The organism is Shewanella halifaxensis HAW-EB4 (assembly GCF_000019185.1).
GTDB lineage: Bacteria > Pseudomonadota > Gammaproteobacteria > Enterobacterales > Shewanellaceae > Shewanella > Shewanella halifaxensis.
Map to the genome: position 1 here is coordinate 2488456 of NC_010334.1, position 19970 is coordinate 2508425.

Consider the following 19970-nt stretch of genomic DNA (forward strand, 5'->3'; position numbering starts at 1 on the left):
AATGAATAAATAATTAAGAGAGAAGATGATGAAAATAGTTAAATTAACTTTACTCGTTGCCGCGGTTTTAGCTTCACCGAGTGTTATGGCCGATGCCTATAAATTTTATGGACGTATCGATTATTCGATTACACACTCTGATAGTGGTAGCGCAACCCATAGCGGTAAAAGCGGTACTGTTTTAGAAAACAACTGGAGTCGCTTAGGGATTAAAGGTGATGCGGCAATCAATGAAGATTTCACTGTCTTCTACCAAATTGAAGTTGGCGTAAATGGCGCGACGGAAGGTAAGCAAAATAATCCGTTCTCTGCGCGTCCTACCTTTCTAGGTATTAAGCACTCTACAGTCGGCCAACTTGCTGCAGGTCGTATCGACCCTGTATTCAAAATGGCGAAAGGCACTGCCGATGCCATGGATATGTACTCACTAAAGCATGACCGCTTGTTTGCTGGTGATAAACGTTGGGGGGATTCATTAGAATATAAAACCGTAAAATGGAACAAGCTACAATTTGGCGCCAGCTATATTCTAGAAGATAATTACTATGGTGAAGATGATGTGCGCCGTGATAACGGAAACTACCAGGTCGCTTTAACCTATGGCGATAAACTATTCAAAAGCGGTGACTTGTATCTAGCCGCTGCATACACCGATGGTGTAGAAGACATTAAAGGCTTTCGTGCAGTCGCTCAGTATAAGATTGACAAGCTAATGCTAGGCTCAATTTATCAAAGCTCAGAAATCGTGAATCCAAACTTAGATAACTGGCAGCAACGTGATGGCGATGGCTTTATCGTGAGTGCTAAATATCAGTTTGATAAGCTAACATTAAAGGCTCAATATGGTCAGGACGATTCGGGTACAGGTAAAATTGCTGGCCGTGTTTATGATAAATTAGGCGCAGCAGCGACTGAGGTTCCAGAGGTTTCACAGTGGGCTATTGGTGCTGAATATCGTCTTTCAAAATCGACTCGAGTACATACGGAGCTTGGCCAATTTGACGTGAAACAATACTCAGATTTTGACGACACCATCATGAGTGTTGGTTTTAGACTCGACTTCTAAACTGAGTTTTTCGCGCCTAATACATCTATTTTTTCATCTCTAGCTTTTTATTTCTAGTTTTACGATTTGCCTCTATGGAGCGTATAAGGATATACGCTCCGCACTACTAAAAATCCTCTGCGGCTCCTATTTTATCATTCATATTTTTGATTGAATATGCAGTTTTGTCAAAAATATCTCGGGATTATATTTTTATAGTTGCATTTTTATGCTTATTTTTGAATAAATAGCTTTTTGAAAAAAAGCTGTACGTTGATAGACTAATAAACACTATTAATATAAAGAAATGGTCACAAATCGATAATTGTCGAGGGCTATATAGAGGAGGTAAGAACATATGTACGAGCGACATATGACTAATATAAGAGACTGTATAAGAGGCTTTATAAGAGATAGCATAAGTGCCTATATAAGATATTGCTGTAGATATACAGTCTAAAAGGCAGCTTAAATAACTCAAAATAGGCTGCTAAATTTGACTAGTTTTACAGGATCCTGACTGTAGCTTTAAGTCCATTATCAGTTCGTTGTTTAACACAAACTCCTGTATCATAGCCTGTCATTTATCTGTTTAGAGTTTACCGCATTGCAAGTTTCCCCACCGCCGGCAGACGATTTTATTGCGCCTCCCTGTCTTGAAGAGATCGAAATTTTGTTTCAAGATGAGCACCTTTTACTGATCAATAAGCCTTCGGGGCTGCTGTCTCTATCGGGAAAAAATCCTGCAAATCTGGATTCAGTTCATTACCGTCTGGTTAAGGATTTTCCAGGTTGTACCTTAGTTCATAGGTTGGATTTAGGGACGTCGGGAATTATGGTGATAGCACGAAACAAACAAATTAATGCGCTGTTGTGTAAGCAATTTAGTGAACGAACCGTGTTAAAAACCTATACCTCATTGTTACTTGGCGAGCTTAGCCATGATGACGGATTTATCGATGCACCAATTGCTAAAGATAAACCTAATTTTCCGCTGATGAAAATCTGCGATAAAGAGGGGAAAACAGCTCGGTCTTTGTATCATGTTTTAGGTCTAGAATCTTATTCTAGTCTTGATGATGACGCACCGCTTTTGAGCACGAATGAACAAGCTGTTGACCGTTCGGTTTCGGTGACAAGAGTTGAGTTTATTCCGCAAACAGGCCGAACCCATCAATTACGGATCCATAGCCAGTACTTTGGTCACCCGATTATCGGTTGTGATCTTTATGGCTCCGAGACCTCTTACCGACTCGCACCAAGGTTGATGCTGCATGCTACTCGGCTTGAATTTGATCATCCCATCACTGGAGAGAGAATATTTGCAAATAGCCCCAGTCCATTTTAGCCGCTTTCTTAAGCTGCTAAACTGAAATCGAAAACCCAAAAGCTAAAATAAAAACCAAAAATTTAAGTGAAATTTTTAACTGTAAATTCAAGCTTCAAACTAAAGGATGACTGAAGCTTTAAGCAGCTTTAATCCTTTGGCTTCAAGTAATGCCTCAATGATCTCGGATCGGTATGCCCGGTTCTTGCCATGATATAGAGATGGTCTTTATCATTTTCATGGAGCTGGGTGACGCAGCCACTTCGTAAACTGTGTGCACCATAGAATCGAGAATTTAGTCCCGCCTTGTCACAGTATTTTTTTATCATCTGATAAATATCGTCGCCCTTTAAAAAGCCTTTACCCATTTTGGCTTGAGTGATCTGATAATCTCGAACCGAATTGCCATCACGGCTCAAGGATCGGAATAGGTGTCCCTGTTTTATCTTGGTGGCATCAAGCCATTGTTGAACCGCTTCATAGGCAGAAAACAGTTCCTGTTTCGGCAGATCTTTCCACTCTCTTTGGCCTTGCTGATTACTTTTAGAATAGGGTACGCGCACCTTAAGCTTTTCTCTTAAGAAGCTAATATGTTCGACTCGTATCTCCGCTAATTCAGAACGTCGAAATCCCCCCTGTAACCCAAGCTGTAAAATCGCTTTATCCCGCAATCGGGTTAACTGTTGCGGCTGTCGCTCGATCACATCCAACAACATTTCCAGCTCATCATAGGTGATCGGTTGCTGATCATAGTCTGAGATCTGTCGATATTGGTTTCGCATCAGACCACGCATCACCCTGATCACAAGGGGGTGTTCAGTCGGTGAATGATGTGCGGCTTGAATATGGAAAAAACGTATTGCCGCCAAACGTGTATTAATCGTTTGCTTAGATAGCTGGTGGCCGCTCTTTTCCTGATAAATTTCTTTTTGATGACCGATGAAAGAAATCACACTCCGAGGATCGGCGGGCAGGGCACTTAGATTATGTTGATCGCAATAATTTCTAAAAATAGCGAAGCTGGAACGATAGACTCGTCGGGTATTGTCCGAGATCTCATATTGAGTCTCACTGGCCGCGCTCTTGTAATCATCCAAGATCGAGATGGGAAGTTGTTGCTCTTGGAAAAACTTTTCATTGGGATTCTGACTCGGAGCGTGTTGGGTACTGTGGCCGTTAGTTAAGCCCCCACTAAAGTGACCTAATGCATGCTCTTGTTCATTCAAAGAGGGTACTTGCTTAGGACATTGTTGTTCCGAATTCATCTTTTTTTGCTGACCTATAATCTAATAAAGTGGCGTTAAATCCGTCATTTAACGTCGGATATTCTACTTAAAAACCCTTATCTCTACCAGTGATAATCGTCATTATCACTGGTAGAAGTTGGCAAGGTACAAGTTGGATGTTTTACGCACAATAATTGAGGGTTTGCCTAAGTAAGAGGTTAAATATGGAGCAAAAATAGGTCAGTGAATATGAACGCTGTTTTTAATTTAGCTGTATCAGCGTTGGTTAGAATGTTATTTATTAAAGCGTGGTATAACCATGCTATAGAGTGAGTAACGAAAAGTCTTGGGATAATGGTTACAAAAAGCGGAACATAAATAACATGGTATAACCATATTAATACCTATAACAGCATCCCTTATCTCGAAGCTGTTTATGCTTAACTGTTTATGCAATAACGGTTCAGTACTCCGTACTAATATCGTTTTACCTTGGTGAAACTGCAATGAGTGTGATGGTTTTTGCGGTCAGACTGTTAATCATCGTCTAGGGGAAATTTGGTTAAATTCTACTAGTGGTTCTTAATCATGGATGATTGAAAAGCCAGGCTTGTACGAAATGATCCGTTAGCATTATACATGGGGAACTGAAATTTGATTAAGTTGCTATCCAGTAGAGCAGAGCCACCACTTTTGAGGCGGAGTAATGGTGTAGATAGCATGGTGTCACCATTTTATTGGTTGAGTAAAGTGATAAGCGAAAAAATATAAAAAATACGTAGAAGTAGTGAGTTAGATACTGCATTAGTGCGACAATTAAATTATTATATGGTTGCACCATACTTTTAATGTTTTGGTTTGTTACCCGTAACGTGTGGTGAAATAATCGATTGAGAATGGAATTGAATGCAAAAGAAAATAGATAACGCAGGGCAGAGTTGGCAGTACCATCAACAGAAACCGACAGCTGGCCGGAAATTAAAATTGCTTGAAGCGGAAGAGTTGCTTGTCGCATTACCTCTTATCTATCGACTCATCTCTTTGGCTGAAGTCGAAAAGAGAAAAGATTGGTTTTGTGAATTTGAAAAAACAGGTGAACGCGAACAGCTCTATATCATGCTGACCGAAAGTTTGTCGTCTCTCAATAAGATCCGCAAACAAGCGAATGGTGTCGATAATGCTCTGGAACAAACCAATCTACTGCTTAACCGCTACTTTAGTGATCATGGTTGGAGAATGGTGCGAAAGGAGCTATCGCAAATTAAGAAACGTAAAAAGAAATCCCACATCGAGATAGGCAATGATCTTGTCATCAAACTAAAAGAATTTATGGCTTCCAATCAAATCGATACTTTTGATCAGGCCATTGATCATCTATTGAGTGAATATCCGAAATCAAGTGAAGAGAATTGAGTTACAGTCCTAATCCACAGATAGGCTCGTTTAGATGAGTTCACTAACTATCTAATTAAGTAATTAGTTAATTAAATGGCTAACTAAGCTAGCCCTCTAGAATAAAAATATTGGCTCGATGCTCGATGCTCGATGCTCGATGCTCAAAATATTATTCAGAAACCTCGAATGGATTCTAGTGCTCTGTTTGTGATCTGCTGACTAAATCGATTTCTTTTTTTATGGTTAGGAGCCCAACCAACAAGAAAGCGTTCGAAGTCAGCCCAGGCTAAGTCCACTAATCTGTGCCAATCTTTAACGACTAAATTTGAGTCTAACTGTGGCTGATATAAGCTTAGTGCCTGCCTTAATTGTGTGAAATACTCATTCACTAATTGTGTAAAATTATTCTCACAGTCGGTCTCAGATAAGCAACTGCCAATCAGGTATACAAGGTCTTTAACGCCGCAGCCACTGCCCACGTATTGAAAGTCGACAGCAGCAATATCAGTAAAATCGTCATTAAAGCAGAAGTTGGCAACTTTAGCATCACCATGAATAATTGTCTTATATTCACAATTATTCAATAGCTTATCTATTTTACCTGCTTGCTGTTTAAGTTCAGATTCCGGCATAACTTGCCACTCCTCTTGTCGAGTAGCAAGGTGCCAGTAACTGCCGATGGGCCAAAGCCCATCGTGAGTATTGTCAGTTGTTCGGTGCATAAAATTTGCATGAAACTGCGCTAGCCAACGAAGACATAACTTTGTCTGTTCCAGATTCAAACTAGCTGCACGAACAGGAAAACCTTGACTATCAAGATCAGACATTAAGATCAGTTGGCTTGCTTGTCCTTTTTCGACAAAGTGGCGCTCACCTAAGAAAGTGGGGACTAAGCAGTCATCATTGCAACGTTTAGCTAAAGTTTGATAGAAGTTAGCTTCAACTTGATAAGAGTCTATTTTTCGTTGATGAGAGACCGAACCTGACCAGCCCCTTGGATGTTGTACCTGCTGAGGAGGTGCAATGTGTTTAACAATAAAGAGTTTGAATCCAAACTTCTCAATTAACTTCACAGAGGTAAAACGATATCTAGCGATCTCACCATATCCGGACCAAAGGGATTGAATATTTGTAACTTTTTCAAAGTCTGCAGACTCGAAAAAGTCCGCCAAAACATTGTTAATTGATGCGTTAGTCAAATCTATTAATGTCCCTTAGTGAATTCTTGTTCAAGAGCCAGACAGGTAGAACGCTGTACTATAATTGATATACAACGAAATTCAAAACAGACTAAGTATATTGATTCTGTTGTTGATTAGCACAAAAAGTGTGGCGATTAAAGAGGAAGCATTGAATGAGACGTTATTTATTAAGCCTTGGATTGTTGTTACTACCTGTGAGCGCGATGGCAAATATTATTGTCGATAAAACGGGGGTTGATGAGAAGGACTATGTGTACGATCTACATCAATGTACTGAAATGTCGACTCAAGTTAAGCAAAAACAGACAGAAGGTAGCGCCATTGGCACCGCTGCTAAAGGTGCTGCAATCGGTTCAGCAGGTAAGGCGATTGCAGGTGGTTCTGGTACAGACGGAGCAAAACAGGGCGCTGCAATCGGACTTGGCGTAGGGGTTATTTCTAAAGGAAGAGAAAGGCGGAGTAATAAAGATGCCTATGCTTCAGAGCAGCAAGCCGTTATTAAAAATTGTATGATAAATCGAGGTTATGTCGTACTTAATTAAAGTCGTTAAACATAAAGGCTAAGCTAATTATTAGCTTAGCCTTTTTTGAGTGATTAATCAGCTAGTTAACATTCATGGAGAAGTGGATGTATGCTGGCTGAAGGCTTTTATCGAGTTGGCTAATTTTGTCTTCAAAATAGCCTTTGGACAAATTATACCAATTGCATTAAATATTTAATCAATTCAGAAGCGCTCAAGCTTTTCAATTCAAGGCGCATGGACGACAGAATGGTTATTCCCTTGTGAGTCGATGCAAAGCAGAAGTGGAATGCTTGAGCGCTTCCCACTGGGTGGCTTTCAAAGCACTGCATGCTGCGCCGGAAACTCTTGATATAGAATAACTATTAGCTTCAAGTTCCCAACTTGCCTTCAGCGCTTTGAATTCCCACTGAATGAACAGATACTTAATGCAATTGGTATTATTGATGTTGCGTGTACCGTTATAGCAAGTACGCCGCATAGTTATGCAGCAAGCATCGAGGAAATTAGTTAAAGATGTTGATTACGTTGTGATACTTCATGTCTAGGAAGATTTTCCTGCCTTAGAGTCTGCCTAAGAGGCAGTTACTGCTAAACTAACGATTGGACAGGTTTGTTAGCTAATGGTTTTTTAGGGAGAGTAATTTGTGAAGCATGTCGTCATCACTGGTGCGAACCGCGGAATTGGTCTTGCCTTTGTTGGGCATTACTTAACAACAGGTTGGCAGGTCACCGCTTGCTGTCGAAATCTGAATGATGCAGTTGCGTTGCAGCACCAGCAATCAAAATTTACAGCACTAAAGCTTGTGGAGCTGGATGTCACAATTCCTAGTTCTATCGCAGAATTGAAGCGATCACTAGGCTCTGAAGCTATCGACTTACTGATTAATAATGCAGGATATTATGGACCAAAGGGAGTGCGCTTTGGTACAACGGATATAAACCAATGGCAGGCGGTGTTAGCGGTTAACACTATCGCGCCGCTTATCCTGACTGAAACCTTGTATCCTAACTTAAAGATTGCGCAAAACTGTGTTTTGGCATTTATCTCCTCAAAGGTTGGAAGCATGCAAGATAATAGCAGTGGTGGCGGCTATTATTACCGCTCCTCAAAAGCAGCATTAAACTCAGTTGTTAAGTCTCTTTCAATCGATCTTATTCAAGATGGAATCAAATGTGTGGTACTGCACCCGGGGTGGGTACAAACCGAGATGGGCGGACCCAATGCGCTGATTGATACTGACACATCGGTAAAGGGAATGACTCAAGTTATCGATGGCTTAACACAAGAACAAAGCGGTCATTTTTATGATTACCAAGGGAAAACCATCCCTTGGTAAAATTTGCTTTATTTTAAAGGGGGTTTTTCATCAGCAGTGCGACTTTGTTTGGTGATTGCCCCGTCACTCAGTTTTATAGCTGCGCGGAAGGTGAAAAGTTGGTATTTATCTCTGTTATAAATTAAAATTAATCGGGCAAAGCTACTCAAAAATAGGCATTTTTGATACCCTGCACCTTTAATTAATTTGCCGTGATGTCAGCCATTTATATGGCTAAAAATTGACGACAGATGTCTCAGTTTTCGGGATTTTGGAAAAAATCCTATCCGTTTGTAGAAAATAACTAAAATTTAGTTTGCATCTGCTGAAAAAAGGAGTACTTTCGCGCTCCTTAATTTAACTTAACTGGAAGAATTGTAATGAGCGACAACAAGTTTATTATCGGAAGTGAAGAGTGGTGTGCATTCCCAGCTCTTGGTGTTCCAGCAATTAAAGCTAGAGTTGACTCTGGCGCCAGAACGTCATCAATCCATGCTGTCAATATCCGCCCTTTTAAAAGAGAAGGCGAGCCATGGGTTTCTTTTGAACTTCACCCGATACAAAATAGTCGCAAGATCATCCTTCGATGTGAAAGTAAAGTTATCGACCGTCGCAACATTAAGAGCTCTAACGGTGAGATCGAAAAACGCTACGTTATCGCCTCTGTTATTCAGTTAGGCGGCCACGCTTGGGAAGTTGAGCTAACCTTGACTAACCGCGACAGTATGGGATATCGCATGTTGTTAGGTCGTGAAGCGATGAGCAACAAGACCTTGGTTGACCCATCGGAATCATTTTGCTTAGGTCAGCAGAACGACGTTGAGGTTGAACAACTTTACGGTGTGAAATCAGCTAAGAAAAGTGGTCTTAAGATCGGTTTGTTAGCAAGTAACCCTGACTTGTACAGTAACCGACGCATCATTGAAGCGGGTGAACAACGTGGTCATGAGATGGTGTTTTTAAACATCAAACAGTGTTACTTAAAGCTCGATGCCTCTGAGCCTGAGGTACATTACCGTGGCGGCCGCATCTTAAATGATCTTGATGCAGTCATTCCACGCATCAGACCAAGTATGACCTTCTACGGTTGCGCGTTAACGCGTCACTTTGAAAGTTTGAATATCATGGCGCTTAACACCTCTGATGCGATTACACGCTCAAGAGATAAACTATTCTCGTTGCAGTTACTGCAAAAGAATAACTTAGATATTCCAACAAGTGGCTTTGCTAATTCACCCGTTGATACGAAAGATCTTATCGATATGGTTGGTGGTGCACCACTTATCGTTAAGCTACTTGAGGGAACTCAAGGTAAAGGTGTTGTATTAGCCGAAACCACCAAAGCGGCTGAAAGCGTAATCAATGCTTTCAAATCGCTACATGTAAATCTACTTGTGCAAGAATTCATTAAAGAAGCCCAGGGTAAGGATTTACGCTGTTTTGTTATTGACGGCAAGGTTGTTGCTTCTATTGAGCGTACAGCGGCTCCTGGAGAGTTTAGAGCTAACATCCATCAAGGTGGTAGTGCGTCTATTGTCTCGGTAAGTGCTGCAGAGCGACAATTGGCTCTGAAAGCTGCCAAGACAATGGGTCTTCGTGTTGCTGGTGTTGATATCATTCGCTCTAGTCGCGGACCATTATTGCTTGAGATTAACTCATCTCCAGGGCTTGAAGGTATCGAATCTGCGACAGGTATCGATATCGCTGGTGCGATGATCGATTCTATTGAGAAGAAGTTGGGTTGGAAGGCTGAGTAATCCGCTCCAACCTAGGATAAATGAAAAAGCGTTATGCCTCTGGCATAGCGCTTTTTTTATAGCCTAGTGATTATATTTTCTTTAGTCATGAGATAAGTTTCCTTTCACTAATTTTGGTGTGTTGGACAATGGGGGCTACTATCAATATTGCTGGATAAGAGACCGTTATTTTTAGCAAATTTTTTACTCAAATGCCTATTTGTGCTACTTTTAGTACTTACTTTTTTGCTATGGAGGAAATGGTGAAGTCCACAGTAGACAAAATGTTAGTTAAGCACGATAAGCTAGTACATTCAGAAGATGTGAAAGTCTGTTCACACACACAAAGAGCTAAAGATGATTGGGTGTTACACACAGTGATGATTGATAACTGTGATACGCCTTTTACCTTTAGAAGAACCAAAAAGTATAAAAGTTTATGTGGTGCTCGCGTAAACATGACCTATTATCCGGATAAACAGGGCGTAGCTGGCTTTGAAATGGATATCTTTAAAGTTGTGAGAATCAAACGCAGTTAACCAGATAGCTTGCCTTGTTGTTAATACATCATTGTTGATAAAAAACCGTTAAGGCATCGTACAGCGTTAAAACGCTACTATTCATCCCACTAGCCTAATCACAGGGCAAATTTAAAAGGGGTGAACATGCATTCAACTAGACAACAAACTCTCCAATACCAGGGTTTTGCTTCGCAGGTTATTGCTAATGACAACTTATCTAGTAATGACAATGTATCTAGTCTTACGTACCTAATACATGCATCGATAAGGCTCACTCAACGAGCCTTACTGATGCATTATTACAATACAGAGCAAATATCTGTGCTTTCACTTCTTAGCCATAAGTCTGAATCTCTAGAGTTACACCGTGCAGTGCTGAATGGCGAAATGGGAGATACCGAACGGCACATATTAATTAGCTATATAAATCAAAATATTGAAGTTATTGATGAAGCAATTGATTCTGGAATTTCAAAAATAGGTAAGGTTATCTAATAGTAAGTCGAGCAACTATATTGATGTATGAGTCCTAACTATTAGGAACGTAGAAGCTGATTGATGTGATATTTAGCATGAACAGCTAGAGCCTATGAAACTGTATTTTTTAAAATGCATTTTTGTTTCAAAAACCTTGCCAAACTATAGTTTTACACTTGATATCATGCTTTAGTGTTAATCAGGGTTGATTGAAACAGTTAATGTAGCGCGCTTGTTTTGCAGATGTTACGCTACCACTAAAGGAATATGGCAAAGGACGGTATCTTGTGGCGATTTCCCCTAAGGATAACCAAGGTCCGATAACATTAAAAACGGTTCGTAAAGCCATCTCATGTCGATTTACTCCCTTAGTAATCATTCTACTTTTCATCTTGCTCATCGGTTTAATAACACTAGCCTCCAACATTCCACTAGCGACAGCAGTTTCATCACACACTACATCTAACAATGTTGTTTCCTTAGTTGTTGCGAACTCCAAAGCATGGAAACCCTTTTCTTACATAGATAATAAAGGTGAGCCTAGAGGCTTGCTTATTGATTTATGGAAAGAGTTTGCTGAGGTCAACCAGATAGAAATCGAATTCCTTTTAACTGACTGGCAAGAGTCTATCGACAATGTTCGGTAGGGCAGAGCCGATATACATGCAGGTTTATTATGGTCAAATGAAAGAGCGGTGTATTTCGACTACGCAAATAATCTCGCCAAACTAGATGGCCAAGTATTTGTAGAGCAGTCTTTGCTTAGTGATAACGTAGACTCAATAGTAGAGAGCACACCGCTAGGAGTGATTGAAGGAAGCTATGAAGATAATTTCATCCGTAGGGAGTACCCTCAGGTCAAATTAATCCATTTTAGCAATAATGAACAGATGATAGATGCTGCTTTACATTTCGATATCAAGGCTTTTGTAGCCGACTTTCAAGTTGCAAACTTTTATCTCTATACCTCAGACAAGCAAAGCACCTTTGCACCGGTACAGCATCTGTATACGGCTTCAGTTAAGCCCGCTGTAGCCAAAGGGAACTTTCAATTACTTAACTTAGTAAAGAATGGTTTTAAACAGATAGAGCAGGACACGTTAAGCCGTATTAACAGGAAATGGCTTCATGTCGAAACGGTATACCCGAGCTACTTACTGCCACTGATGATCGTTTTATCTCTAGGTATGATCGCTATTTACGTCATACAACTTAAAAGAACAGTATCACTACGAACCAAAGAGCTTTACGCCGTAAATCAAGAATTACAATTATTGGCCAGGAAAGATCACTTAACAGGCATTAATAATCGACGTTATTTTTTAAGTGAGTTTGAACGAAGCAATAAGACTAGAAAAAAAAGCATGACCTTATTGCTATTCGATATCGATAGGTTCAAAGGCGTTAATGATACGTTTGGCCATCATATTGGCGATCAAACACTAATAGAAGTCGTAAAAAGGGTCTCTCTAACGCTCTGTGATAAAGCCGTACTTGGACGCATAGGTGGCGAGGAGTTTTGTGTATTTATGACTGAACTTAACGAAAACCAAGCGATAGCATTTGCAGAGCGGGTGCAAACTTGTATTTGTGAGACTAAGGTTTATACCGATGCAGGAGAGCTCGCTATTACTGTTAGCTTAGGTGCCATTTATAGCAAGCAAACGGATATGGAATGCACAAGTTTAATCACTCAAGCCGATCTACTTATGTACCAAGCAAAAAAGCGTGGCAGAAACTGTTTTGAGTTTTTAAGTGTATAAAAAAACCCAGCCTAAGCTGGGTTTTTAGTAAAACAGACGAATTACTTAGCAGTCATCAGTGCAACAGCATTATCTAGCATGCGGTTACTGAAGCCCCATTCGTTGTCGTACCATGCCATAACTTTTACTAAACGACCATTAACGCGAGTTTGAGTTGCGTCAAAGTTCGAAGAGAATGGGTTATGGTTGAAATCAATTGATACCAATGGCTCATGGTTTACAGCCAAGACTTCGCTTAATGGTGCTACTGAAGCGGCTTTCTCAATGATGGCATTGATCTCTTCAACACTCGTGTCGCGTGCAGCGATAAAAGATAAGTCGACCAATGAAACGTTTACAGTCGGTACACGTACGGCTAGTCCGTCAAATTTACCCGCAAGCTCTGGAACCACAAGGCCAACAGCGGCAGCAGCGCCTGTTTGTGTTGGGATCATAGACATTGCTGCAGCGCGTGCACGGCGCAAGTCGGTGTGGTAAACGTCAGACAAACGTTGGTCGTTTGTGTAAGCATGAATTGTTGTCATCAAACCAGATTCAATACCAATCTCATCATTTAACGGCTTAGCGAAAGGGGCTAAACAGTTAGTTGTACAAGAGGCGTTTGAAATTACGGTCATATCACTGGTGATAACGTCGTTGTTTACGCCGTAAACAACAGTCGCATCTACATTCTTTCCTGGAGCAGAAATAAGCACTTTCTTTGCACCAGCATCTAAATGAGATTGAACAGACTCTTTAGAAGTGAAGATACCGGTACATTCAAATACCACATCGATATCAAGTTCTTTCCAAGGAAGCTTTGAAGGATCGCGCTCTTGGAAGGTCAGGATCTTATCTTCGTTAACAAAAATAGCGTCATCAGTGTGCTCAACTTTGGCGTTAAAGCGTCCGTGTACTGAATCGTACTTAGTTAAATGAGCGTTGATTGAAGCGTCACCTAAATCGTTAAGCGCAACAATCTTGATAGGATAGTTCTTTTCGCTTTCATATAGAGCACGTAGAACATTGCGGCCGATACGGCCATAGCCGTTAATTGCAACTCGGATAGTCATCTCATATCCCTCAGGTAAATGTATAAAAAATATATCTGGTAGTAAAATTACCAAATTGACAGCTATCGTCAAGTTATATCGACGATAAAAGCGACTTTATGGCCGTTATTTCGGTAATTTTTTTACACGTGTCGCGATTTTAAGCATTTATTGCATAAATGTATAAAATACTTATAAGTTGGCAAATTTATTGCCAACATTAAATGATAGTTACACGACATTATAATGGTGAATGAGCTTCTCTTATGTCTTTATCGAGTAACGTCTTTAATTTGCTCTTTTGATACTCTCCAGATTGTAGTTGTTCCGCTAGTTCTAACGCATCTTTATCGAGTCTACGCTGTAAAATTTTATTGCCCTTAATTAGGGCCAACATCTGAACTTCAGTAAAATTAGCATGGGTAATTTCGATGTTGGTCATAGAGAGCCAATAATCGATTTCAAATTTGTTTTCGAGCCGATAAATGGTCGCCAAAGCCAGTAACCAGTCGGCTTTAAAGTTTTCTTCAGTACTACCTTCGAACACTTCTGCGTAAAGTTGTTTCGATTTTGTTGGATTAAGCCTTAGGTAGTGAGAAGCGAGCTCCGCCTTTAACATTACATCTGTAATAGCGCCGTTACTCTCGGCTGCGAATAATACCGCTTCGGCCTCAGGATCATTAAAGCGTGACCAGTGGTAGTAGGCTAAATGAGGGTCGTTACTTCCTTTAGTCGTTTCTTGTAACTCAGATAATGTTTGTGAACTTAAGCCAAAGGCTCTGGCACGATCATTCGTTCGCTCTGGATGTAAAATGTGCTGCACACCTGACGCCAACTCTACACATTTATTGTAGTTTTCTAAGTACAATAATTGGTCATAAATTAGCTTTCCAGAAGGCTCGAGAGTGTTTTTCAGCTTGAATCGATTGCGGATCAGGTCGCCTTTTTCGAATCGACACCAACTATCCTTATGAAGATCGGCACAAAGTTCAGGATTTTTGTTACAAATGACCTGAGTATTCGTCGGTTGTTCGCACCCCAAAAGCCCGAAAAAAGCGCTAATTGCAAAAAATGATGTAAACATTACAAAGTTTCTATTCAAACCAGACTCCAAACGAACTTTTTTCTAATAAAATTACATTGTTATGGAAAATTTCCGACTAGCTTGAAAGCTAACTTTTCATTACAATGGCGCCGACCAAATGGGGAAAGACACCCTATATAACGTTAGATTATTGGTCTTTTCTTTTTGTTACTCAAACATTTCAGACAAAAAAGTCAGAAAAGTGAGATAAAGGATCTGTTAATGAGCGCTGATAAACACCTACAAAGTTGGCAAGAACGTTTCGAAATGGCTGAGGCAATGCAGCCATTACTTGGTAAGTTATACCGTAACCAAGGTGTAGAAGTGGTCGTCTATGGCAAACCTCTACTGAATGCTTCTACAATCGAAATCATTAAATCGCACCGTTTAGTGCGTCGCCATGTTGGTGAAAAACTAAGACTACGTGAAAGTTTTCCATTTGTTGAGGCTTTAAGCAAGTTAGCGGTAAAACAGTGTAAAGTTGATATCGGTAAATTAGCGGTTAATTACTGGCGCGAATATCAAGATGCAAGTCAGGTTGAGGCTTATATGAGCCGCGAACTTGCAGATGCAATCACCCATCAAGATGAGCAACAACCAAGAGATGTCGTTCTTTATGGTTTTGGTCGTATCGGTCGTCTACTCGCTCGTTTGCTTATTGAAAGAACGGGTGTAAGCAACAAGCTTAGACTACGTGCTATCGTACTTCGTGGTGGCCGTACTGGCGATTTAGAAAAGCGTGCAAGCTTATTGCGTCGAGATTCGGTTCACGGTCCATTTAATGGCTCTGTTGAAGTTGATGAAGAGAACAATGCAATTATCGCAAACGGTACCTACATTCAGGTTATCTACGCGAACTCTCCAGATGAAGTTGATTACACTAAATTTGGTATTTCAAATGCACTTGTGGTTGATAACACTGGTATTTGGAAAGATGAAGCGGGCCTTGGCTTACACCTTAAGTCACCTGGTGCGAGCAAAGTATTGCTCACAGCCCCTGCTAAGGGTGCTATTAAGAACATCGTTTATGGTGTGAACGAGTCAGATATTCTTGATGAAGATACCATTGTATCGGCTGCAAGCTGTACGACTAACGCTATTACGCCTGTGCTTAAAGCGGTAAATGATAAGTACGGTATCGTAAATGGTCACGTTGAAACGATTCACTCGTATACCAATGACCAAAACCTTATCGATAACTACCACAGTGCAGATCGCCGTGGACGTAGTGCACCACTAAACATGGTTATTACTGAAACCGGTGCGGCTAAAGCGGTTTCAAAAGCGCTACCAGTACTTGAAGGTAAGTTAACAGGTAATGCTATTCGTGTTCCAACACCCAATGTGTCTATGGCGATTATTAGCCTTAACCTAGAGGGTGAAACGAACAAGCACGACATGAACGAGTACCTAAAAGACATGGCATTGCAGTCTGAACTGCAAAACCAAATCGACTACACTGATTCTACAGAAATCGTATCAAGTGATCTTGTGGGTTCTCGTTATGCGGGTGTAATTGATTCGCAAGCAACGATTGCTGAAGGTAACCGTACTATTCTTTATGTATGGTATGACAACGAATTTGGCTATAGCTGTCAGGTTGTCGGCGTAATGCAAAAAATGCTTGGCCTAAACTACCAGTCATTGCCCCATGGCTAATTCGTTATAGAGTTAAGCTTAGCGAATAAAACGCCTCTATTTTTAGAGGCGTTTTTGCTTTTTAAACTTCCGACTTTCAAAATATGCAATTTCATCCAAAAGTAAGATGAGTCGACAGTCAAACTCCAAAGCCTGCTGCAGGACAGAGATCGTACCTACTTTACAGCTCATTCGTGGATAAAATAATAATCAAGCTATTAGGAGAGGGGAGAGGAAGGCGCTAAAACAGATTCAACTTCAGCTAATAAAAGTGCTAATTTAATAATACTGTCGCTGCAGACAATCACATTATTGTTTGCCGCGTAACCAATCAGCACAAAAACTGTTAGCTTTGATGAATTTAACACCAAACAGTCATGAAATTGTTTTTTCACGATTGACTCTCTACGTTAAATCGGTAGAATGCCATTCCGTAGTCAAGGGGAAGCGAACTAAGCAACAACTTGAATACAGTTTAAATTGAAATGCGACATTAGCTCAGTTGGTAGAGCGATACCTTGCCAAGGTATAGGTCATCGGTTCGAACCCGATATGTCGCTCCAATTTAAATCATGTGGCGCGATGGCAGAATGGCTATGCTGCGGATTGCAAATCCGTCGATCTCGGTTCGACTCCGGGTCGCGCCTCCACAAATTAAGAGTTTGATGAGCAGCACACTCATAATGAGCTGCAGTACTAGTACCGATAGTGCGTATCGTCAGAGTCAAAGAGTTTGCCCGTGTGGTGGAATCGGTAGACACAAGGGATTTAAAATCCCTCGCTGAATAAGCGTGCCAGTTCAAGTCTGGCCACGGGTACCATCATTAAAGCCTCCGCATTAACGTGCGGAGGTTTTTTTGTATCTTGCGTTTACGACAAAAGTACAAGGGATTTGCTTTTTATAACAGATGCCTCACTGAATAGATGTGTTAGTTCAAGTCTGGCCACGGGTACCATCTTCTTATGAAGAGTGACCAAACCAGCCTCTGGGCCCCACCTTGAAAAGAGAACCTTGCTGATTGTCTGTCTGACGAGATAATGCTTTGATAATAAGGCAGAGTAAAGAATCCACCTTCTGAAGAAAGTGGCTTTGCTTACTGTTATGGAGCGGACTCCCTAGAAGAGCTTTCCTATCGTGCTTTAGCAAGACGCCGTAAATATATCCCTAAAGGCCTTTTATTCAAGCATGGGCCAAATCATCCCTGATTTAGAAGCTTGCACTGCACTTCTAGCAAAGCTTAACTTTGTCACTGAGTCTAACGTGGATATGTTTAAAAGAGCTTATAAGCCGTGTATCTCAGGGGTGCGGTAAGCGAGCCTCCATGACACTTTCTCTTCAACAAAAAGTCAGCGTGCTAATAAGCCATTAAACATAACCTACTCCATAACTTTCATTTGTTTTATTTCAGGCAAAGTCATCATTGATGATAATCACCTACTTCAGTAGGTGGTTTAGGGCTGAGAATAAAAAGCCCTAACATGTAGGGCGATTGTGTGATGCTGGTTTAGATACACTTAGCTGGTTTTGGAAGGCCCGCTATCTTGGTGGCCTGTTTTGCTGGACCAACAGGGAAGAGGGTATAGAGGTACTTAGAATTCCCTTTGTCAGCTCCAAGTTTAAGACCTATCGCTTTTACAAGCACCCTGATCGCGGGACTGGTCTTAAATTCTAGATAGAATTCACGAACGAAGTTAATCACTTCCCAATGTGCATCAGTTAGCTCTATCTTTTCCTCTTTGGCGATAATGACTGCTAACTCAGGCGTCCAATCATTTACCGACTTCAAATAACCTTGAGCATCGGTCTCAATCTGCTTTCCATTAAATTCTATCATTCTACCAACTAATTACTTTATCGTGCGTAAGGCTAAGCGCTACAAACTCGTTGTAGTTTACCAGTTTAATATCGTTCAGAAAGCCCATTAGACCACGAGCTTCAACATCTTCTTGCAAGGCAACACAAGTATACTCAGATAGTTGTGATCGCAAAGTCTGCTTTAGCAAACTGTTTACGCCATTACCGGATAGTAAAATGCAATCCTGTTTGGTTGCATAACGTAAGCATGCTTTTAGCGCTGAACTCTGTTCGGGGGAGTCCTGTATGAGATGTAATATCATCAGAAAACAATTACCTCATCGACACTTGCTAAGTGAGTCGAAATCTCTGTGGCAGTTGCCATGGAAACGGCGATGCGAAAATTAGCTTCAAGTAAACCAAGCTCTTGCATCGATTCTTGGCAAACTAACACCGTATCAATATCATAAAGTGATAGCGCACCGAGCGTTGCGATATAATCTTTGCAGCCAATGGACTCAGGATCTTGGTTTTTTAATAAGGTTAACAAGCCTTCATCAGTAAATATGAGGCTAACTTCCTGCTCAAAACTAGCACTTAACAATGACAGATCAAGGCCCTCTCTGCCGTGTGCTGTGCCATGAGGAGCCTGCCTAAAGATAATACAAAGTTTCTTCACTAATGCTCCTAAAAACAGATAAGTCTGTCAGCTGTCTCAATACCAGTAACCAACTCACCCAAGCCACCCATAATAAATGGCGCTTGCATATTCCAGTGCAACTGTTGGTTTTCTTTTGCTTCTGACTCTGATAACACACCACGGCGCAGCGCGGCAGAGACACAGTTAATCAAGGCCACACCGTGATTATCGTGTAAATCGACCCATGCCTGCTTTAGATCAAACTCGTCACTTGCGGGGCTATTGAGGCTATTCGTGTTAAGGACACCATCTTGATAAAAGAATACTTTCTCAATCATGTGACCATTGTCTATCGCGGCTTTTGCGAATCGATACGCGCTGTAACTTGATGAACTTCCGTAAGCTGGAGAGTTAACCTGAATAATAAATTTGCTCATGGTAAAAAAAATGGCCCTGTAATAGGACCATTTTAACTCAATTAAATTTAATTGGTATTAGTCATCGTTACCGATGCCCATTAAATGCAGTAGGGCGATGAATAGGTTCAAGAAATCTAGGTATAAAGAGATGGTTGCACGGATATAGTTCGTCTCACCACCACTCACAATACGACTCGTGTCGTAAAGGATGAAACCAGTCATCAACAGCGCGATACCGGCATTAAGCGCCATGAAAACCATGCCGTTACCAAGGAACATGTTAACCAACAGACCCACAACCATGATCACAAGACCTGCGATCAGGAAACCACGCATGAAGGAGAAGTCTTTCTTGGTCGTTACCGCATAACCTGAAAGCGTAATGAAGATTACCGAGGTTAACCCTAATGCTTGCATGATCAGCTGTGGACCATTTGCCATACCAGCATAATGGTTAAGGATGTAGCCTAACGACGCACCTTGCATACCTGTGAACGCGAATACCCAAAAAAGACCGGCACTAGAGTCCGCTTTTCTTAGTGTCACAAATAAAAGGACTAAGCTACCAATAGATAGGCCTAGAGACATCATAGGGCTAATTGCTAATGCCATCGCCAAACCTGCGCACACTGCAGAAAACGCTAGGGTCATAGAAAGCAGCATGTACGTATTTTTAAGCAGTTTGTTTACTTCAACTGAAGTACTGCTATACGCGGTTTGTTGTGTCATATCTTTCATATCTTTCTCCGAAGACAAATTTTCAAGCCAATCTATTTGAACATGAGATAAACAAGGAGTTCCCCCATCGTCAAAATGAGTTTTAATCGCTCG

21 protein-coding genes, 3 tRNA genes and 1 pseudogene are annotated in these 19970 nt (G+C 40.9%); 15 read left to right on the top strand and 10 right to left on the bottom strand.

Going from position 1 to position 19970, the window contains the following annotated elements; all coding sequences use genetic code 11:
- Nucleotides 1-25 precede the first annotated feature (25 nt).
- Together SHAL_RS10775 and SHAL_RS10780 are read left to right on the top strand one after the other, a co-directional pair.
- Nucleotides 26-1066, top strand: coding sequence for a porin (locus SHAL_RS10775; protein WP_012277156.1), 1041 nt, complete (start codon nucleotides 26-28; stop codon nucleotides 1064-1066).
- 586 nt (nucleotides 1067-1652) lie between these two features.
- Nucleotides 1653-2393: an RluA family pseudouridine synthase gene (locus SHAL_RS10780; RefSeq protein ID WP_012277157.1), complete on the top strand. Its 741-nt coding sequence runs from the start codon at nucleotides 1653-1655 to the stop codon at nucleotides 2391-2393.
- A 128-nt stretch (nucleotides 2394-2521) separates the two neighbouring features.
- Here the strand turns inward: SHAL_RS10780 and SHAL_RS10785 are convergent, their stop codons facing one another.
- Entirely contained in the window at nucleotides 2522-3637 is a 1116-nt protein-coding gene (locus tag SHAL_RS10785; RefSeq protein WP_012277158.1) for a tyrosine-type recombinase/integrase, read from the bottom strand.
- An 867-nt stretch (nucleotides 3638-4504) separates the two neighbouring features.
- Here SHAL_RS10785 and SHAL_RS10790 point away from each other — a divergent pair.
- Nucleotides 4505-5011 carry a hypothetical protein gene (locus SHAL_RS10790; RefSeq protein WP_012277159.1) on the top strand — a complete coding sequence of 169 codons (507 nt, stop codon included), beginning with the start codon at nucleotides 4505-4507 and terminating at the stop codon, nucleotides 5009-5011.
- A 155-nt stretch (nucleotides 5012-5166) separates the two neighbouring features.
- On the opposite strand, the gene SHAL_RS10795 is transcribed toward SHAL_RS10790, so the two are convergent.
- Nucleotides 5167-6192, bottom strand: coding sequence for an oxidoreductase family protein (locus SHAL_RS10795; RefSeq protein ID WP_012277160.1), 1026 nt, complete (start codon nucleotides 6190-6192; stop codon nucleotides 5167-5169).
- Between the two features lie 155 nt (nucleotides 6193-6347).
- Between SHAL_RS10795 and SHAL_RS10800 the strand changes: the two genes are divergently transcribed.
- The 8 genes and pseudogenes from SHAL_RS10800 (at nucleotide 6348) to SHAL_RS23665 (ending at nucleotide 12532) form a co-directional block, all read left to right on the top strand.
- Entirely contained in the window at nucleotides 6348-6737 is a 390-nt protein-coding gene (locus tag SHAL_RS10800; RefSeq protein WP_012277161.1) for a glycine zipper family protein, read from the top strand.
- A gap of 626 nt (nucleotides 6738-7363) precedes the next feature.
- Nucleotides 7364-8056 carry an SDR family oxidoreductase gene (locus tag SHAL_RS10805; protein ID WP_012277162.1) on the top strand — a complete coding sequence of 231 codons (693 nt, stop codon included), beginning with the start codon at nucleotides 7364-7366 and terminating at the stop codon, nucleotides 8054-8056.
- 359 nt (nucleotides 8057-8415) lie between these two features.
- Nucleotides 8416-8823, top strand: a pseudogene (locus tag SHAL_RS23435) (ATP-dependent zinc protease family protein); the annotation flags it as partial.
- A 54-nt stretch (nucleotides 8824-8877) separates the two neighbouring features.
- Nucleotides 8878-9792 carry a 30S ribosomal protein S6--L-glutamate ligase gene (gene rimK, locus SHAL_RS10810; protein ID WP_223296285.1) on the top strand — a complete coding sequence of 305 codons (915 nt, stop codon included), beginning with the start codon at nucleotides 8878-8880 and terminating at the stop codon, nucleotides 9790-9792.
- Between the two features lie 242 nt (nucleotides 9793-10034).
- Nucleotides 10035-10310 (top strand): putative cross-wall-targeting lipoprotein signal domain-containing protein, encoded by a 276-nt coding sequence (locus SHAL_RS10815; protein WP_041416381.1) that lies wholly within the window; start codon nucleotides 10035-10037, stop codon nucleotides 10308-10310.
- Nucleotides 10311-10436: 126 nt separating this feature from the next.
- Nucleotides 10437-10787, top strand: a complete 351-nt coding sequence (locus tag SHAL_RS10820; RefSeq protein ID WP_041415970.1) for a hypothetical protein — start codon at nucleotides 10437-10439, stop codon at nucleotides 10785-10787.
- A gap of 269 nt (nucleotides 10788-11056) precedes the next feature.
- Nucleotides 11057-11416 carry a transporter substrate-binding domain-containing protein gene (locus tag SHAL_RS23660; RefSeq protein ID WP_049763877.1) on the top strand — a complete coding sequence of 120 codons (360 nt, stop codon included), beginning with the start codon at nucleotides 11057-11059 and terminating at the stop codon, nucleotides 11414-11416.
- A 48-nt stretch (nucleotides 11417-11464) separates the two neighbouring features.
- A complete protein-coding gene (locus tag SHAL_RS23665) occupies nucleotides 11465-12532 on the top strand; it encodes a transporter substrate-binding domain-containing diguanylate cyclase (protein WP_049763878.1) in 1068 nt (355 codons plus the stop codon).
- Nucleotides 12533-12573: 41 nt separating this feature from the next.
- Here SHAL_RS23665 and gap read toward each other — a convergent pair whose 3' ends face one another.
- The gene (gene gap, locus SHAL_RS10830) at nucleotides 12574-13584 is read right to left on the bottom strand and encodes a type I glyceraldehyde-3-phosphate dehydrogenase (protein ID WP_012277165.1); all 1011 of its coding nucleotides are present in this window, start codon (nucleotides 13582-13584) and stop codon (nucleotides 12574-12576) included.
- Nucleotides 13585-13804: 220 nt separating this feature from the next.
- Nucleotides 13805-14647 carry a DUF2989 domain-containing protein gene (locus tag SHAL_RS10835; RefSeq protein ID WP_012277166.1) on the bottom strand — a complete coding sequence of 281 codons (843 nt, stop codon included), beginning with the start codon at nucleotides 14645-14647 and terminating at the stop codon, nucleotides 13805-13807.
- A gap of 222 nt (nucleotides 14648-14869) precedes the next feature.
- Between SHAL_RS10835 and SHAL_RS10840 the strand changes: the two genes are divergently transcribed.
- Nucleotides 14870-16306: a glyceraldehyde-3-phosphate dehydrogenase gene (locus tag SHAL_RS10840; RefSeq protein WP_012277167.1), complete on the top strand. Its 1437-nt coding sequence runs from the start codon at nucleotides 14870-14872 to the stop codon at nucleotides 16304-16306.
- A gap of 197 nt (nucleotides 16307-16503) precedes the next feature.
- Here SHAL_RS10840 and SHAL_RS23255 read toward each other — a convergent pair whose 3' ends face one another.
- A complete protein-coding gene (locus tag SHAL_RS23255) occupies nucleotides 16504-16680 on the bottom strand; it encodes a hypothetical protein (protein ID WP_190273633.1) in 177 nt (58 codons plus the stop codon).
- A 92-nt stretch (nucleotides 16681-16772) separates the two neighbouring features.
- Between SHAL_RS23255 and SHAL_RS10845 the strand changes: the two genes are divergently transcribed.
- The 3 genes from SHAL_RS10845 to SHAL_RS10855 all read left to right on the top strand — a co-directional run bounded on the left by SHAL_RS10845 (nucleotide 16773) and on the right by SHAL_RS10855 (nucleotide 17106).
- Nucleotides 16773-16848 (top strand) — tRNA-Gly (locus tag SHAL_RS10845).
- 13 nt (nucleotides 16849-16861) lie between these two features.
- Nucleotides 16862-16935: transfer RNA gene (locus SHAL_RS10850), tRNA-Cys, on the top strand.
- 85 nt (nucleotides 16936-17020) lie between these two features.
- Nucleotides 17021-17106, top strand: a tRNA-Leu gene (locus SHAL_RS10855).
- A 684-nt stretch (nucleotides 17107-17790) separates the two neighbouring features.
- On the opposite strand, the gene SHAL_RS10860 is transcribed toward SHAL_RS10855, so the two are convergent.
- The 5 genes from SHAL_RS10860 to SHAL_RS10880 are packed head-to-tail and all read right to left on the bottom strand — an operon-like array spanning nucleotide 17791 to nucleotide 19868.
- Nucleotides 17791-18120: a TusE/DsrC/DsvC family sulfur relay protein gene (locus tag SHAL_RS10860; protein WP_012277168.1), complete on the bottom strand. Its 330-nt coding sequence runs from the start codon at nucleotides 18118-18120 to the stop codon at nucleotides 17791-17793.
- Between the two features lies 1 nt (nucleotide 18121).
- On the bottom strand, nucleotides 18122-18403 hold the full coding sequence (tusB, locus tag SHAL_RS10865) for a sulfurtransferase complex subunit TusB (RefSeq protein ID WP_012277169.1): 282 nt from the start codon (nucleotides 18401-18403) through the stop codon (nucleotides 18122-18124).
- Entirely contained in the window at nucleotides 18403-18759 is a 357-nt protein-coding gene (gene tusC / locus SHAL_RS10870; RefSeq protein WP_012277170.1) for a sulfurtransferase complex subunit TusC, read from the bottom strand. The genes tusB and tusC overlap by 1 nt, the downstream gene beginning before the upstream one ends.
- An 8-nt stretch (nucleotides 18760-18767) precedes the next feature.
- Entirely contained in the window at nucleotides 18768-19157 is a 390-nt protein-coding gene (gene tusD / locus SHAL_RS10875) for a sulfurtransferase complex subunit TusD (protein WP_012277171.1), read from the bottom strand.
- 57 nt (nucleotides 19158-19214) lie between these two features.
- Nucleotides 19215-19868 (bottom strand): Bax inhibitor-1/YccA family protein, encoded by a 654-nt coding sequence (locus SHAL_RS10880; RefSeq protein ID WP_041416382.1) that lies wholly within the window; start codon nucleotides 19866-19868, stop codon nucleotides 19215-19217.
- Between the last annotated feature and the right edge of the window lie 102 nt (nucleotides 19869-19970).

What these genes read in the sequence shown, in the direction of transcription:
- SHAL_RS10775 (WP_012277156.1), top strand. Translation starts at nt 26, where the DNA reads ATGATGAAAATAGTTAAATTAACTTTACTCGTTGCCGCGGTTTTAGCT.
- SHAL_RS10785 (WP_012277158.1), bottom strand. Translation starts at nt 3,637, where the DNA reads ATGAATTCGGAACAACAATGTCCTAAGCAAGTACCCTCTTTGAATGAA.
- SHAL_RS10790 (WP_012277159.1), top strand. Translation starts at nt 4,505, where the DNA reads ATGCAAAAGAAAATAGATAACGCAGGGCAGAGTTGGCAGTACCATCAA.
- SHAL_RS10800 (WP_012277161.1), top strand. Translation starts at nt 6,348, where the DNA reads ATGAGACGTTATTTATTAAGCCTTGGATTGTTGTTACTACCTGTGAGC.
- SHAL_RS10820 (WP_041415970.1), top strand. Translation starts at nt 10,437, where the DNA reads ATGCATTCAACTAGACAACAAACTCTCCAATACCAGGGTTTTGCTTCG.
- gap (WP_012277165.1), bottom strand. Translation starts at nt 13,584, where the DNA reads ATGACTATCCGAGTTGCAATTAACGGCTATGGCCGTATCGGCCGCAAT.
- SHAL_RS10835 (WP_012277166.1), bottom strand. Translation starts at nt 14,647, where the DNA reads ATGTTTACATCATTTTTTGCAATTAGCGCTTTTTTCGGGCTTTTGGGG.
- SHAL_RS10840 (WP_012277167.1), top strand. Translation starts at nt 14,870, where the DNA reads ATGAGCGCTGATAAACACCTACAAAGTTGGCAAGAACGTTTCGAAATG.
- SHAL_RS10860 (WP_012277168.1), bottom strand. Translation starts at nt 18,120, where the DNA reads ATGATAGAATTTAATGGAAAGCAGATTGAGACCGATGCTCAAGGTTAT.
- tusB (WP_012277169.1), bottom strand. Translation starts at nt 18,403, where the DNA reads ATGATATTACATCTCATACAGGACTCCCCCGAACAGAGTTCAGCGCTA.
- tusD (WP_012277171.1), bottom strand. Translation starts at nt 19,157, where the DNA reads ATGAGCAAATTTATTATTCAGGTTAACTCTCCAGCTTACGGAAGTTCA.
- SHAL_RS10880 (WP_041416382.1), bottom strand. Translation starts at nt 19,868, where the DNA reads ATGACACAACAAACCGCGTATAGCAGTACTTCAGTTGAAGTAAACAAA.